This is a genomic window from Streptomyces sp. NPDC024555, from assembly GCF_055559335.1.
This window is the reverse complement of record NZ_JBVHKV010000029.1, coordinates 84397-99498: the sequence shown is the minus strand read 5'-3', so window position 1 is coordinate 99498 and position 15102 is coordinate 84397. Positions and strand designations below refer to the sequence as shown.

Annotated in this window: 14 protein-coding genes; 3 read left to right on the top strand and 11 right to left on the bottom strand. The window is 73.8% G+C overall.

All coding sequences use genetic code 11. The features are described 5' to 3' along the window. Positions 1 to 283: 283 nt before the first annotated feature. Positions 284 to 1306: a GlxA family transcriptional regulator gene (locus tag ACZ4FH_RS34425; protein WP_467309690.1), complete on the bottom strand. Its 1023-nt coding sequence runs from the start codon at positions 1304 to 1306 to the stop codon at positions 284 to 286. Positions 1307 to 1380: 74 nt separating this feature from the next. On the opposite strand from ACZ4FH_RS34425, the gene ACZ4FH_RS34420 reads away from it, so the two are divergent. Continuing rightward, entirely contained in the window at positions 1381 to 1965 is a 585-nt protein-coding gene (locus ACZ4FH_RS34420) for a cysteine hydrolase family protein (protein WP_467309689.1), read from the top strand. Between the two features lie 19 nt (positions 1966 to 1984). Here the strand turns inward: ACZ4FH_RS34420 and proC are convergent, their stop codons facing one another. The 9 genes from proC to ACZ4FH_RS34375 form a co-directional block, all read right to left on the bottom strand. Further along, complete coding sequence (gene proC / locus ACZ4FH_RS34415) at positions 1985 to 2794, bottom strand: pyrroline-5-carboxylate reductase (protein WP_467309688.1); 810 nt, start codon at positions 2792 to 2794, stop codon at positions 1985 to 1987. 74 nt (positions 2795 to 2868) lie between these two features. After that, the gene (locus ACZ4FH_RS34410) at positions 2869 to 3648 is read right to left on the bottom strand and encodes an ABC transporter permease (protein WP_467309687.1); all 780 of its coding nucleotides are present in this window, start codon (positions 3646 to 3648) and stop codon (positions 2869 to 2871) included. Next, on the bottom strand, positions 3645 to 4412 hold the full coding sequence (locus tag ACZ4FH_RS34405) for an ABC transporter ATP-binding protein (protein ID WP_383648801.1): 768 nt from the start codon (positions 4410 to 4412) through the stop codon (positions 3645 to 3647). Before ACZ4FH_RS34405 ends, ACZ4FH_RS34410 begins: the two co-directional genes overlap by 4 nt. Before the next feature lie 84 nt (positions 4413 to 4496). After that, complete coding sequence (locus ACZ4FH_RS34400; RefSeq protein WP_467309686.1) at positions 4497 to 5288, bottom strand: class I SAM-dependent methyltransferase; 792 nt, start codon at positions 5286 to 5288, stop codon at positions 4497 to 4499. 128 nt (positions 5289 to 5416) lie between these two features. Continuing rightward, positions 5417 to 5977, bottom strand: coding sequence for a hypothetical protein (locus tag ACZ4FH_RS34395; RefSeq protein ID WP_467309685.1), 561 nt, complete (start codon positions 5975 to 5977; stop codon positions 5417 to 5419). Between the two features lie 104 nt (positions 5978 to 6081). Continuing rightward, positions 6082 to 7932 carry a dihydroxy-acid dehydratase gene (gene ilvD / locus ACZ4FH_RS34390; RefSeq protein ID WP_467309684.1) on the bottom strand — a complete coding sequence of 617 codons (1851 nt, stop codon included), beginning with the start codon at positions 7930 to 7932 and terminating at the stop codon, positions 6082 to 6084. 132 nt (positions 7933 to 8064) lie between these two features. Beyond that, positions 8065 to 8688, bottom strand: coding sequence for a TetR/AcrR family transcriptional regulator (locus ACZ4FH_RS34385; RefSeq protein WP_383648788.1), 624 nt, complete (start codon positions 8686 to 8688; stop codon positions 8065 to 8067). Beyond that, on the bottom strand, positions 8685 to 9497 hold the full coding sequence (locus ACZ4FH_RS34380; protein ID WP_467309693.1) for a sugar phosphate isomerase/epimerase family protein: 813 nt from the start codon (positions 9495 to 9497) through the stop codon (positions 8685 to 8687). Before ACZ4FH_RS34380 ends, ACZ4FH_RS34385 begins: the two co-directional genes overlap by 4 nt. 110 nt (positions 9498 to 9607) lie before the next feature. Continuing rightward, a complete protein-coding gene (locus ACZ4FH_RS34375; RefSeq protein ID WP_467309683.1) occupies positions 9608 to 10558 on the bottom strand; it encodes a Ppx/GppA family phosphatase in 951 nt (316 codons plus the stop codon). Positions 10559 to 10643: 85 nt separating this feature from the next. Here ACZ4FH_RS34375 and ACZ4FH_RS34370 point away from each other — a divergent pair, with 85 nt between their 5' ends. Continuing rightward, entirely contained in the window at positions 10644 to 11474 is an 831-nt protein-coding gene (locus ACZ4FH_RS34370) for a DUF3109 family protein (RefSeq protein ID WP_467309682.1), read from the top strand. Positions 11475 to 11487: 13 nt separating this feature from the next. On the opposite strand, the gene ACZ4FH_RS34365 is transcribed toward ACZ4FH_RS34370, so the two are convergent. Then, a complete protein-coding gene (locus tag ACZ4FH_RS34365) occupies positions 11488 to 13419 on the bottom strand; it encodes a BACON domain-containing protein (RefSeq protein WP_467309681.1) in 1932 nt (643 codons plus the stop codon). Between the two features lie 184 nt (positions 13420 to 13603). On the opposite strand from ACZ4FH_RS34365, the gene radA reads away from it, so the two are divergent. Beyond that, complete coding sequence (gene radA / locus ACZ4FH_RS34360; protein WP_383648774.1) at positions 13604 to 15016, top strand: DNA repair protein RadA; 1413 nt, start codon at positions 13604 to 13606, stop codon at positions 15014 to 15016. Positions 15017 to 15102: the final 86 nt, after the last annotated feature.

The window sequence follows — 15102 nt, the reverse complement described above, 5'->3', positions numbered from 1 at the left end:
TTTCCCTTTCCGGCGAGTCCGACTCTATCAGATCCTTTCGGGCCTGATTCCCAGTCAGCGGGGTTTGTCCTCCGGGCCGTTGGGCCCTTCCGACGAGTGAGACATTAGCGAATCACCGGCCCCAACGCTAATCGGGGTCACGTTCCTTCGAACGCGGATTCCTCATTCCGCGGGCGCGCACAGAAAAGCCTGCGACAGGTGTCGCGTGCTCGTGTGGTTACTGCGGAATGGCTGTCCGGGGACCGACCGGAGTCGGCGCTCACGTCGGACAACTCGGAGCACACTACGGATGCGAGGGGGGCGTGTCAACCCCCGGCCTGGGCGCACTGCGGTGAAAGGCGAGGCGGTAGTCGCGCGGGCTGGTCGCCAGGTGGGTGGCGAAGTGCTGGCGCATGGTGATCTCGCTGCCGAAGCCGGTGCGCCGGGCGATCTCGGGCAGGGGGAGGTCGGTGCGCTCAAGGAGCTTCTGAGCTGCGGCGACGCGCTGGGTGATGAGCCAGCGCAGGGGTGTGGTGCCGGTGGTGGCCTGGAAGTGGCGGGCGAAGGAGCGCGGGGACATTCCGGCGAGGGCGGCCAGCTCGGCGACGGTGTGCGGTTGGTCCAGACGGGTCAGGGCGTGGGCCCGTACGGCGGCGAGGGTGTCGGCGTCACGGTCGGTCTGCGGGGTGGGGTGCTCGATGAACTGGGCCTGGGTGCCGGTGCGGAACGGAGCGGTCACCATCGAGCGGGCGATCGTCGCCGCGGTCTCCGCGCCCTGGTGCGTCCGTACGAGATGCAGGCACAGGTCGATGCCGGCCGCGGTGCCCGCCGAGGTCCAGAGGTTGTCGTCGTGGACGAAGAGGGCGTCCGGGACCACGGTCACCCCGGGGTGGCGGGTGCGCAGGAGCCGGGTGAGGTTCCAGTGGGTGACCGCGCGGCGGCCGTCGAGGAGTCCGGCCTGGGCGAGGGTGAAGGCGCCCCCGCAGAGGGCGGCGATCGGGGTGGCCCGGCCATGGGCCCGGCGCAGTGCTTCGAGGACGGGGTCCGGGGCGGGGGTCACATGGTCGTCGAGGCCGGGGACGACGATCAGGTCGGCGCGGGCCAGCCAGGTCAGGGTGCGGTCCGGGGTGAGCGCGAGGCCTCCGCGCAGCGGGATCGGGGCGTCGCCGGCCGCCGTGCGGCGCAGGACGAAGGGGGGCACGCCCCGGTCCGTACGGTCCACGCCCCAGACCTCCGTGATGACCGAGACGTCGAAGGCGCGGATGCCGGGGAACGCGACGAGGGCGATGCGGAAGGGGGCGGGGCGGGGCTGTCCGGTCGCGTCCATGCTGGCAGTAAAGCATCGGTCGATGGCTTTTCGACCTCTGGGACGGCGTGGGCGCGGACGGCAGGATCGTGGTCATGGAGATCGCAGGGAACGCAGCGCTGGTCGTGGTGGACGTGCAGGTGGGCTTCGAGGAGGAGGCGTTCTGGGGGCCGCGGAACAACCCCGGTGCCGATGACAACATCGCCGGGCTGATCGACGCCTGGCAGGAGAGCGGGCGGCCGGTCGTCTTCGTACGGCATGACTCGCCCAAGCCCGGGTCGCCGTTGCGGGCGGGATACGGGGGCAATGACTTCAAGCCGTATGTGGAGGAGCGGCGGGGCCGGGGCGCCGGGGCCGAGCTGCTGGTGACGAAGAGCGTGAACTCGGCGTTCTACGGGTCGCCGGATCTGCGGGCGTGGCTGGACGCGGCGGGGGTGCGGCAGATCGTGGTGGCCGGAATCCAGACGAACATGTGCGTCGAGACGACGGCCCGGATGGCGGGGAACCTCGGGTACGAGGTGTTCGTGCCGCTGGACGCCACGTACACCTTCGATCTGACCGGGCCGTGGGGCTGGACGCTGGCGGCGGACGAGGTGGCGCGGGCCACCGCCGTGTCGCTGCACGGCGGTGGGTTCGCGACGGTGGTGCGCAGCGCGGAGCTGATCGGGGCCGCGCGGTAGGGGCGGGTCCTGGAAGGGGTCAGCCGTTGCCGGAGGCCAGTTCGCGGCTGCGGTCGCGGGCGGCCTCCAGGGCGGCGATGAGGGCGGCGCGCACGCCGTGGTTCTCCAGTTCGCGGATGGCGCTGATGGTGGTGCCGGCCGGGCTGGTGACGGCCTCGCGGAGCTTGACCGGGTGTTCGCCGCTGTCGCGGAGCATCACGGCGGCGCCGATGGCGGCCTGGACGATGAGGTCGTGGGCCTGGGCGCGGGGCAGGCCGAGGAGGATGCCTGCGTCGGTCATGGCCTCGACGAGGAAGTAGAAGTAGGCGGGGCCGGAGCCGGAGAGGGCGGTGGCCGCGTCCTGCTGGGACTCGGGCACGCGCAGGGTCTTGCCGACCCCGCCGAAGATCGTCTCGGCGGAGCTCAGATGGCCGGGGGTGGCGTGGCTGCCTCCGGAGATGACGGACATGCCCTCGTCGACCAGGACGGGGGTGTTCGGCATGACCCGGACGACCGGGGTGCCGGTGGCGAGGCGGTCCTCGATGAAGGCGGTCGTGATGCCGGCGGCGGCGCTGATGACGAGGCGGTCGGCGGTGAGGTGCGGGGCGAGTTCGTCGAGGAGCCGGCCCATGTCCTGGGGCTTGACCGCGAGGATGAGGATGTCCGCGCGCTTCGCGGCCTCGGCGTTGGTGACCGAGTCGACCCCGTAGCGGTCCCCCAGCTCGGCGGCGCGTTCGGAGCGGCGGGTGGTCACCAGGAGGTCGGCCGGGCGCCAGCCCGCCCGGATCATGCCGCTGAGCAGGGCCTCGCCGATCTTGCCGGTGCCGAGGACTGCAACTGTCTGGGTCATGCCGTTCACCCTCCGGGCGGTGCTCGCTGTGCACGGGGCTCCGTACGCGTCCCGGTCATCCTCGCACCGGCCCGTCAGGTGGTGCGGCGGCGGAGGGTGACGGCTCCGAGGGCGAGGACGACGAGGGCGCAGCCCGCCACGATGCCCACGTCGCGGACGAAGGCGCCGGTGACGTCGGCGTGGTGGAGGACCTCGTTCATGCCGTCGACGGCGTACGACATGGGCAGGACGTCGGAGACGGCTTCGAGGACGGGGGCCATCTGGTCGCGGGGGATGAACAGTCCGCAGAGCAGGAGCTGCGGGAAGATCACGGCCGGCATGAACTGGACGGCCTGGAACTCGGACGCGGCGAAGGCGGAGACGAAGAGGCCGAGCGCGGTGCCGAGGAGGGCGTCGAGGACGGCGACCAGGAGGAGCAGCCACGGCGATCCGGTGACGTCCAGGCCGAGGGCCCAGACGGAGAGACCGGTGGCCAGCAGCGACTGGACGACGGCGACGGCGCCGAAGGCGAGTGCGTAGCCGGCGATGAGGTCGCCCTTGCCCAGGGGCATGGCGAGGAGCCGTTCCAGGGTGCCGGAGGTGCGTTCGCGCAGGGTGGCGATGGAGGTCACCAGGAACATCGTGATCAGCGGGAAGATCCCGAGGAGCGAGGCCCCGATGGAGTCGAAGGTCTGCGGGGAGCCGTCGAAGACGTACCGCAGCAGGGTGATCAGCACGACCGGGATGAGCAGGAGCAGCGCGATCGTGCGCGGGTCGTGGGTGAGCTGGCGCAGGACGCGGCCGGCGGTGGCGAGGGTGCGGGCCGGGCCGATCGGCGGGGTGGCGGCGGGCGGGGTGGCGGTCGTGGTGCTCATCGGGCGTTCTCCTGACGGGTGGCGGCCGCGTCGACCAGGTGGAGGAAGGCTTCTTCGACGGTGGCGGTGCCGGCGTCGGTGCGCAGGGCCTCGGGGGTGTCGTCGGCGAGGATCTCGCCCTCGCGCATGAGGAGCAGCCGGTGGCAGCGCTCGGCCTCGTCCATGACGTGCGAGGAGATGAGCAGGGTGGTGCCCCGGTCGGCGGCGAGGGTGTGGAAGAGGTTCCAGAGGTCGCGCCTGAGGACGGGGTCGAGGCCGACGGTGGGCTCGTCGAGGACGAGCAGTTCGGGGGTGCCGAGCAGTGCGACGGCGAGGGAGACGCGGGTGCGCTGGCCGCCGGAGAGCGCCCCGGCCAGGGCGTCGGCGTGGCTGGTCAGGTCGACCTCGGTGATGGCGCGGGTGACGGCGTCCCGCCGTTCGTCGCGGTGGCGGCGGCCGGGCCGGAGGACCGCCGCGAAGTAGTCCAGGTTCTGGCGGACGGTGAGGTCGGTGTAGACGGAGGGGGCCTGCGTCACATAGCCGATGCGGGGGCGCAGGGAGGGGTGGCCGGCCGGGCTGCCCAGGACGTCCAGGGTGCCGGTGACCTTGGCCTGGGTGCCGACGACGGCACGCATCAGAGTGGATTTGCCGCAGCCGGAGGGGCCGAGGAGTCCGGTGATCCTGCCGGGTTCGACGGTGAAGTCGAGTCCCTTGAGGACGGTGCGGCTGCCTCGTACGACGGTGAGGCCACGGGCCTCGATGGCGACGCCCGAAGAATTCATCATGTGATGAATTTTGATCCCGGCACGGCCCCGCCGTCAAGGGAGCGCGCAACGGCGGGGCCGTGTCGGGACGTACGGGGCGGGCGCTCAGCGCAGGGCGACCTTCAGGTCGACGACGTACCGCTCCTCGACCGTGCCGTCCGGGAAGAGCGCGGCGAGACGGGCGCGCTCCTCGGCGAGGAAGCGTCCGGCCGGTTCCGCGTCGATGACCAGGAAGGCGGAGTGGCTGCCGAGGTTGGCGAGGTGGGTGTCCAGCGGGACCCGGCGGGTCCACGGGATGCGGCGGTGCGCGAAGCCGAACGCGTCCGGCAGATCGCGCAGCTCCACGGCCGAACCCTGCGCGCTGGTGTCCCGGGCCCCCGCCTCCTCCAGGAAGAAGCGGCGCAGCCGGGCGTCCTGGTCCGCGAGCCACGGCGTCTCCCGGTCCGCGACGTTCCACCACAGGGCGAGCGCGCCGCCGGGGCGCAGGACGCGGCGGGCCTCGGCGGCGGCGAGCGCGGGATCGGTCCAGTGCCAGGACTGGGCGTACGTGATGAGGTCGGCGGTCTCCGCGGCGAAGGGGAGGCGGTTGCCGTCGGCCCGGACGAGGGGGACGTGCGGCAGCTGCCGGTGCAGTTCGGCGGCCATGCCGGGGCCGGGCTCCACCGCGACGACGCGGGCGCCCCGGTCGTCGAGCAGCCGGGTGGAGATGCCGGTGCCCGCGCCGATGTCGAGGACGCGGGCACCGCGCAGCGGGCGGCCGGACAGTTCCACGACGGCGGTGAACAGCGCGGACGGATAATCGGGGCGGGCCGCGGCGTACTGGGCGGCGGCCCGGTCGAACGAGCGGGCACGGGCGGCGACGAGGGCGGCGGGGTCCTGCGGGCGGGATGCGGTCATGGGGCCATCGTGGACCCCGGGGCGTACGGGCCGGGAGCTGCGGGCGCGGGCCCGGGGCCGGGTTCGGCTCCGGATTCGGCTCGGGGTCCGGGTCCAGGTCCGTCTCCGTCCCCGTCCCCGGTCCGGTGCTACTTGCGGCGGGGCTTCTTCGGCTTGGGGTTCTTGCGGGCCGCCGGGTTGCCGGTGCGGGACGCGCGGCGCTTGGCGAAGCGGGCCTGGGCGGCCTCGTACTCCTCGCGGTGGAGCTTCTCGCCGGGCGCCTCGGAGAACGTACGGAAGAAGTAGGCGAGCAGCGAACCGACGAAGCCGATGGTCTTGAGGCCGCGCAGGCTGTCCTCGCGGGCGGCGTCGGCCGGGCGGCGGCTGAAGCCCTCCCAGGTCTTGCGGAAGGCGATGGCGCTGCAGACGGCGAACATCAGCACGACCAGCATGCCGACGAAGCCGCCGATGTCGGCGACCTGAAGGCCCTGGTACGCGAAGCGGAGCACGAAGCAGGAGGCGACGGCGGCGGCCAGCGAACCGACGGCCGCTCCGACGCGGCGCAGCCCGTAGTTCCCGTCGTGGGCGACCCAGGTGGTGCCGAAGAAGCGGATCGGCTCCGGCTGCGGGCCCGGGGCGGTCGCGGGGGCACCGGCGGGGGCCTCGCGGCCGGGGGCGTTGCCGTCGGGGGTGTCGCTGTTCTCGCTCACGGGACCGATTATCCCAGGCGCCGGGGTGCCGGACGTGCGTCCGGCCCCTCCGGCGCGGGGCCGGAGGGGCCGGATACGGCGTCCCCGCGGGACGGAACCAGGGGTCAGCCCAGCTTGGAGACGTCGCGCACGGCGCCCCGGTCCGCGCTCGTCGCCATGGCGGCGTAGGCGCGCAGCGCGGCCGAGACCTTGCGCTCGCGGCCCTTCGGCGCGTACACCCCGTTCAGCGCGGCGCGGCGGCCGGCCAGCTCCTCGTCGCCGACCAGGAGGTCGATCGAGCGGTTCGGGATGTCGATCCGGATGCGGTCGCCGTCCTCGACGAGCGCGATCGTGCCGCCGGAGGCCGCCTCGGGCGAGGCGTGGCCGATGGACAGGCCCGAGGTGCCGCCGGAGAAGCGGCCGTCCGTGATCAGGGCGCAGCTCTTGCCGAGGCCCCGGCCCTTGAGGAACGAGGTCGGGTAGAGCATCTCCTGCATGCCGGGTCCGCCGCGCGGGCCCTCGTAGCGGATGACGACGACGTCGCCCTCCTTGATCTCCTTGCGGAGGATCTTGTCGACGGCCTCCTCCTGCGACTCGCAGACGACCGCCGGGCCCTCGAAGGTCCAGATCGACTCGTCGACGCCGGCCGTCTTCACGACGCAGCCGTCCTCGGCGATGTTGCCCTTGAGGACCGCGAGGCCGCCGTCCTTGGAGTACGCGTGGGCCACGTCGCGGATGCAGCCGCCGGCCGCGTCCACGTCGAGGGTGTCCCAGCGCTCGGACTGCGAGAAGGCGGTCGCGGAGCGGACGCAGCCGGGGGCCGCGTGCCACAGCTCGACGGCCTCGGGCGACGGGGAGCCGCCGCGCACGTCCCAGTCCTTCAGCCACTCGGCGAGGGTGTCGGAGTGCACCGCGTGCACGTCCTCGTTGAGCAGACCGCCCCGGTGCAGCTCACCGAGGATGGCGGGGATGCCGCCGGCCCGGTGGACGTCCTCCATGTAGTACGTCCCGCCGGGCGCGACGTTGGGGGCGACCTTCGACAGGCACGGGACGCGGCGCGAGACGGCGTCGATGTCCGAGAGGTCGTAGTCCAGCTCCGCCTCCTGGGCGGCGGCCAGCAGGTGGAGGATCGTGTTGGTGGAGCCGCCCATCGCGATGTCCAGCGCCATCGCGTTCTCGAAGGCGGCGCGGGTGCCGATGGCGCGCGGCAGGACCGTGGCGTCGTCCTGCTCGTAGTAGCGCCGGGTGATGTCGACGACCGTGCGGCCGGCCTCCTCGTACAGCGCCTTGCGGGCGGTGTGCGTGGCGAGCACCGAGCCGTTGCCGGGGAGGGAGAGGCCGAGGGCCTCGGTCAGGCAGTTCATCGAGTTGGCCGTGAACATGCCGGAACAGCTGCCGCAGGTGGGGCAGGCGTTCTCCTCGATGCGGAGGATGTCCTCGTCGGAGACGTTCTCGTCGACGGCGTCGCTGATCGCGTTGATCAGGTCGAGCTTGCGGACCGTGCCGTCGACGAGGGTGGCCTTGCCGGCCTCCATCGGGCCGCCGGAGACGAAGACCGTCGGGATGTTGAGGCGCATCGCGGCCATCAGCATGCCGGGGGTGATCTTGTCGCAGTTCGAGATGCAGATCAGCGCGTCGGCGCAGTGCGCCTCGACCATGTACTCGACGCTGTCCGCGATCAGGTCGCGGGAGGGCAGGCTGTAGAGCATGCCGCCGTGGCCCATCGCGATGCCGTCGTCCACCGCGATGGTGTTGAACTCGCGGGGCACCGCGCCCGCCGCCTTGATCGCCTCGGAGACGATCCGGCCGACCGGCGCGAGGTGGGTGTGGCCGGGGACGAACTCGGTGAAGGAGTTGGCGACGGCGATGATCGGCTTGCCGATGTCCTCGCTCGCTACGCCCGAGGCCCGCATAAGGGCGCGGGCGCCCGCCATGTTGCGTCCGTGGGTGACCGTGCGGGACCTCAGCTCGGGCATCGTCGCTCGCTCCTTAGACAGAAAAGACTGTCTCCGAGCGTACGCCTCCGGTGCCAAGATCTGGACACGGTGTCCGAAATGCGGGACGGGCTGCTCGGTCCGTGAGCGCCGCGCGAGGGCGCGGGGGTACGGTCAGCGCTCGGTCAGATAGCGCCGGAGCGTGGGGGCCACCATCGCGATGATCCGTTCCGGATCCGCCGACGCCAGCGGTTCGGCGCGCACCACGTACCGCAATATCACGATGCCCACCATGTGCGAGGCGGCCAGCTCCGCGCGGAAGGTCGGATCGGGTACGTCCAGCCGCTCCGCGATCCGCTCCAGCAGCCGCCTCAGCACGAAGGCCCGCAGCACGTCGGCGGCGGCCTCGTGGGTGAGCGCCGAGCGGATGACCGCCAGCAGCGGGACGCGGGTCACGGGGTTCTCCCAGATCCCGATGAAGTAGCGGGCCAGCCGCTCCCCCACGTCCGCGCCGCCCTCGCCGAAGAGTTCCGCGATGTCCAGGACCGGTTCGAAGGAGACCTCGATGGCGGCGGCGAAGACCTCGTCCTTGGTGCCGAAGTAGTGGTGGACCAGGGCCGGGTCCACCCCGGCCGCCTTGGCGATGCCGCGCACCGAGGTCCGGTCGTAGCCGCGCTCGGCGAACTCGGCGCGGGCCGCGTCGAGGATCCGGGTGCGCGCGTCCGGGCCGGGTCCGGCGTCGGCGCGGGCCGGGCGGCCCCGGCGCCGGGGGCCCGGGGTGCCGTCGTCCGGGGTCATGGGCGGGGCGCCCGCGCGGAGGAGGCGAGGTGGAGCCGGGTGAAGGCCAGCGCCTCGGCGAGATCGGCCTCGCGTTCGGCGGAGGACATCGCCCGCCGGGTGTTGACCTCGATGACCACATGGCCGTCGAAACCGGTCCGGGCCAGCCGCTCCAGCAGGGCGGCGCAGGGCTGGTCGCCCCGGCCGGGCACCAGGTGCTCGTCCTTGTTGGAGCCCTTGCCGTCGGCCAGGTGCACATGGGCGAGCCGGTCGCCCATCCGGTCGACCATGCCCATGCCGTCCGTCCGCGCGGTCGCGGTGTGCGAGAGGTCGACGGTGAAGTGGCGGTAGTCGTCGTTGGTGACGTCCCAGTCGGGGGCGTACGCGAGCATCTCGCGGTCCCGGTAGCGCCACGGGTACATGTTCTCGACGGCGAACCGCACATCGGTCTCGTCCGCCATCCGCCAGATGCCGCGGACGAAGTCGCGGGCGTAGGTGCGCTGCCACCGGAACGGGGGGTGGACGACGACGGTCGAGGCGCCGAGCTTCTCCGCCGCGGCGCGGGCCCGCTGGAGCTTGACCCAGGGGTCGGTGGACCAGACGCGCTGGGTGATGAGGAGGCACGGGGCGTGGACCGCCAGTATCGGCACCCCGTGGTAGTCCGAGAGGCGGCGCAGCGCCTCGATGTCCTGGCTGACCGGATCGGTCCACACCATGACCTCGACGCCGTCGTATCCCAGGCGCGCGGCGATCTCGAAGGCCGTCGCCGTCGACTCCGGATAGACCGAGGCCGTCGACAGGGCGACCTTCGCATCCGGGATGCGCACCACTGGTTCTGCCACGCAGACAGCGTACGGGCAGCGGTGCGCGCCGCCGAGGGAGCGGGACGGAAAGTGAGAAGGGCCATGGATCCGGGCGGCCGGGCGCGGCCGGACCCGGCTCAGGTCAGGGCCGCGTCCTCCCGGGACGTCAGATGGTCCAGACGGCGCAGGATGACGCCCTCGCGCAGCGCCCAGGGGCAGATCTCCAGCTCCTCGACGCCGAGCAGGTCCATCGCCCCCTCCGCGACCAGCGCGCCCGCGAGCACCTGGGCCGCGCGGCCCTCGGAGACGCCGGGCAGGGTGCCGCGCTCCTCGGCCGTCATCGCGGCGAGCTTCGGCACCCATTCCTCCAGCGCCCGGCGGCCGAGGGTGCGCTGCACGTACAGCCCCTCCGTGGAGCGGGCGGCGCCCGCGATCCTGGCGAGCTGCTTGAAGGTCTTGGAGGTGGCCACCACGTGGTCGGGGCGGCCGAAGCGGGTGAACTCGCCGACGCTGCGGGCGATCCGGGCCCGCACGTGCCGGCGCAGCGCCCTGACCTCCGCCGGGTCCGGCGGGTCGCCGGGCAGCCAGCCGGCCGTGAGGCGGCCGGCGCCGAGCGGCAGCGACACCGCGGCGTCCGGCTCCTCGTCCATGCCGTACGCGATCTCCAGCGAACCGCCGCCGATGTCCAGGACCAGCAGCCGCCCCGCCGACCAGCCGAACCAGCGGCGGGCGGCGAGGAAGGTCAGCCGGGCCTCCTCGCTGCCGCTGAGGACGGCCAGGTCCACGCCCGTCTCCTCGCGGACCCGGGCCAGCACCCGGTCGGCGTTGCTCGCCTCGCGCACCGCCGAGGTGGCGAACGCCAGCACGTCCTCGCAGCCCTTGTCCTCGGCCGCCTGGAGCGCCTCGGCGACCGTCGCCACCAGCCGGTCCACGCCGACCGGGCCGATCGCGCCGTCGTCGTCGAGCAGTTCGGCCAGGCGCAGTTCCGCCTTGTGCGAGTGCGCGGGCAGCGGCCGGGCGCCGGGGTGCGCGTCGACCACCAGCAGATGAACCGTGTTCGACCCCACGTCGAGGACTCCGAGTCTCATACGAAGAACGCTACTGCGGCCCCCGGCCGGTCCGGACCGGCGCACGCATCCGCACGCATGCGCCGGTGCGCCTTACTCTGGGCCCGTGCCAAAGACGAAAAAGGCGAAGCCGGGCAAAGCCACGAAGAAGCAGACGACCGGGCGGGCCACCCCGCCGGTGCGGACGGAGGAGCCCGACGAGAAGGGCATCGACTTCGCGCGGGCCTGGGTGGAGTTCCCCGACCCGGCCGACGACGAGCAGGTCTTCCGCTGCGATCTGACCTGGCTGACGTCCAGGTGGACGTGCATCTTCGGCAGCGGCTGCCAGGGCATCCAGGCGGGGCGCGCGGACGACGGCTGCTGCACCCTGGGCGCCCATTTCTCGGACGAGGACGACGAGAAGCGGGTCGCCGGGCACGTCGCGCGCCTCACCCCCGAGCTGTGGCAGTTCCACGACGTGGGCAGCGAGTCCGGGTGGATCCAGACCGACGAGGACGGGGAGCGCCAGACGCGGCGCTGGCAGGGCTCCTGCATCTTCCAGAACCGTCCCGGCTTCGCCGCGGGCGCCGGCTGTTCCCTGCACATCCTGGCGCTGCGCGAGGGCCGCGAGCCGCTGGAGACCAAGCCGGACGTCTGCTGGCAGCTGCCGGTCCGGCGCACGTACGACTGGATCGACCGGCCCGACGACACCCGGGTGCTCCAGGTGTCGATCGGTGAGTACGACCGCCGGGGCTGGGGTCCGGGCGGCCACGATCTGCACTGGTGGTGCACCTCGGCGACATCGGCGCACGGCGCCGGTGAGCCGGTCTACGTCTCCTACCGGCCCGAGCTGACGGAGCTGATGGGCAAGGAGGCGTACGAGCGGCTGGCCGAACTCTGCGAGGAACGGCTCTCCGCCCTGCTGCCGATGGCCCCGCACCCGGCGGATCCGGCGTAGGGCCCGACAGGGCCTAGTCGGCCCGGGGCGGGGTGCCGGGGCCGCCCTTCCCCGGCTCCGAGGTCGACGGCGGGCCCGTCGGGTCCGGCGAGGGGCTGGGCGAGTCCGGGTCCGTGGGCGGCGGGGTGCTGCCCGTCGGGTCGGGGGTCGGCGTCGGAGTGGGCGTCGGATCCGGGTCCGGCGACGACGGGGACGGCTCCTGCGGTGCGGGCGGGTGCGGGCGGGACGGTCCGCTCGGGGACGGCGGGGGGACGGACGGGCGCGCGCCCCCGTAGCCGTGCAGGGCGACGACCGCTCCGGAGGGGGCGACGGCGATCCTGGCCGTCCAGTACCCCGCGGGTTCGCGGGCGTGGTCCACCAGGACCCGGACCGTGGTGGACGCGCCCGGGGCGAGCCGGCCCGAGGTGGCGCTCAGCCGCAGCCAGGACTGGGCCGTGCCGGCGGTCCAGGCGACCGGGCCGGACGCGGAGGCGGTGAGCGTGAGCGTGGTCGTGCCGCCGGAGGAGCGGGCCTCGACGGTGAGCCGGCCGGTGCGCCGCTCCCGGCCGTCCCCGTCCGGGGCCGTTTCCGCGCCGATGACCTCCGCGGAGACCTCGGGGAGGCCGTCGCCGTCCGTGAAGGGGCGGCTCTTCTGGGGGCGTGCGTTGCCCGCGTTCTCGTAGTGGCCGTACGGGGCCTCGGTGCTGCGCTCGTCGTTGTCGGTGGCGGTGACCACGGGGCCCTCGTGGCCCTCGCCGGTGAGGGGCGCGCCCCGGTAGGCGGACCAGAGCGCGATCACGGGGGCGGCGACCACCGTGGCGACCACGGTCGTCGTCATCACCCGGGACCGCAGCCGGTCGCGGCGCGCCGCGTGGTCCTTGGGGTCCATGGGGAAGCCGGTGCGGTCGAACCGGGGTGTGGCGGACCGATTCTTCTGGTGCTTCTGCGCCTGGAGCATCGCCACATAGGCGGAGGGGCGCGGCGCCTCGACGACCGCCAGCGCCGCCGCGGGTGTGATCGCGGCACCGGGCCAGGGCCCCCGCGCGTCGGCCCGCTCGGCGGCGCGCCGGCACCGCGGGCAGTCGTCCACGTGCCGGACCAGCTCACGGCGGAGCGGGGCGGAGAGGAGCAGCATCCGGTCGCCGGTGAGCCGGCCGACCGCGGGGCAGGTGCCCGTCTCGGCGACGGCGAGGGCAGCCCGGGTCCGCTCGACCTCGCAGGCGGCGGCCGCCAGGAGCTCCCGGGCGGTCGCCGGTTCCAGCCCGAGGACGGCGGCGACGGCGCGCGGGGCGAGGCGGTGGCGGACGGCTAGCTCCAGGGCCTCGCGCTGCTCGGGCGTGGTCCCGGCCGCCTCGGGCCAGGCCAGCCGGGCCAGCTCGCGCCGGTGCGCCTCGGCGGCGGCCGGGCTCTCCGACCACGGTGCCGGGGCGGCGGAGGGCTCGGAGCGGGCCGGGGAGGCCTCGGCGGGCTCGGACCGGGCCGGGGACGCGGGGGCGGAGCGGGGCGCGGGGGTGGTGACCGGGGGCTTGGGGGCGCGTGCGGAGGCGGCCGTGCGCCGTCCTCGGCGGCCCGGGTGCGCGGCGGGGCCCCGGTGGTCGTCGCCGGCCGGGGACGGCTGTCCGTGCGCGCGGGCGGGGTCGGGCCTGCGGTGCGCCTGCCGGCCCTGCTTCCGCTCGGCGAGCCTGCGCAGGCACATCCAGCGGGCCAGCGCGTACAGCCAGGTCCTGCGCTCCTCCTCGCCCGTGGGACACCGCCCGCCCTGCCGTTCGGCCAGGGCGAGGACGGCCCCCAGCGCCTCGGTGGCGGCGTCGTGGTCGCAGAGCACGGAGAGGCAGTAGGTGAACAGACCGTCGAGGTGCGGCTCGTAGCGGGCGGGCGGCCGCTTCGGCGAGGCATGGGGCGCGCGGCGCGGCGCCCGGTGTGCGCCGGGGGTGTTCGCGGGGGTCTCCAGCCTGCTGCTCGTCACCTTGCGACCGTAGGCAGGGCGGACCACCCTCTCGTACCTCTTGCGGACATTTAACCCTTACGGGTGAACGTATCGGTCGACAAGGGACACCGGGCGGACCCGGCCGCCCCCGCTCCCCCGGCTCCGGGCGCCGCGGGGCACCGCGCGGGACGGCACTGTCCGACCCCACCGATACGGTGGCGCCATGGCTGCCCGTACGAAATCCGCGAAGGACCGGCCGTCCTACCGCTGCACCGAATGCGGCTGGACCACCGCGAAGTGGCTCGGCCGCTGCCCCGAGTGCCAGGCGTGGGGCACGGTCGAGGAGTTCGGCGGTGCCCCGGCCGTGCGCACCACGGCGGCCGGCCGGGTCTCCACGGCCGCGCTCCCCATCGGCCAGATCGACAGCCGGCAGGCCACGGCCCGCTCGACGGGGGTCGGCGAGCTGGACCGGGTGCTGGGCGGCGGGCTGGTGCCCGGGGCCGTCGTGCTGCTCGCGGGCGAGCCCGGCGTCGGCAAGTCCACGCTGCTGCTCGACGTGGCCGCCAAGGCCGCGAGCGAGGACCACCGCACGCTGTACGTCACGGGTGAGGAGTCCGCCAGCCAGGTCCGGCTGCGGGCCGACCGGATCCGGGCGATCCACGACCATCTGTACCTGGCGGCGGAGACCGATCTCTCGGCGGTGCTGGCCCATCTGGACGAGGTCAAGCCCTCGCTGCTCGTCCTGGACTCGGTGCAGACCGTGGCGTCCCCGGAGATCGACGGGGCGCCCGGCGGGATGGCGCAGGTCCGCGAGGTGGCCGGGGCGCTGATCCGCGCCTCCAAGGAGCGCGGCATGTCCACGCTGCTGGTCGGCCACGTCACCAAGGACGGCGCCATCGCCGGTCCCCGGCTGCTGGAGCACCTGGTCGACGTGGTGCTCTCCTTCGAGGGCGACCGGCACGCCCGGCTGCGCCTGGTGCGCGGGGTGAAGAACCGCTACGGGGCGACCGACGAGGTCGGCTGCTTCGAGCTCCACGACGAGGGCATCACCGGCCTCGCCGACCCCTCGGGCCTCTTCCTCACCCGCCGCGACGAGCCCGTCCCGGGCACCTGTCTGACGGTCACCCTGGAGGGCAAGCGCCCCCTGGTCGCCGAGGTGCAGGCGCTCACGGTCGACTCCCAGATCCCCTCGCCCCGGCGCACCACCTCGGGCCTGGAGACGTCCCGGGTGTCGATGATGCTCGCGGTCCTGGAGCAGCGCGGCCGGATCAGCGCGCTGGGCAAGCGGGACATCTACAGCGCCACGGTCGGCGGGGTGAAGCTCACCGAGCCCGCGGCGGACCTCGCCGTCGCGCTCGCCCTGGCCAGCGCGGCCAGCGACACACCGCTGCCGAAGAACCTGGTGGCGATCGGCGAGGTGGGACTCGCGGGCGAGGTCAGACGGGTCACCGGGGTCCAGCGGCGGCTGGCCGAGGCGCACCGGCTGGGCTTCACGCACGCGCTGGTCCCGGCCGATCCGGGGAAGGTCCCGGCCGGTATGAAGGTCACGGAAGTCGCCAACATGGGCGACGCGCTCAGGGTCCTCCCGCGCCGCTCTCGTGCACAGGCCCCACAGGAGGACAACGCGCGCCGGTAGACTTTGCCCTGGTCTCGCCCGTCCGTACGAACGGCACGAGGCACGTAGGGTCTCCCGTCCGGTTCCGGCAGGATCGGCGCAGCAGG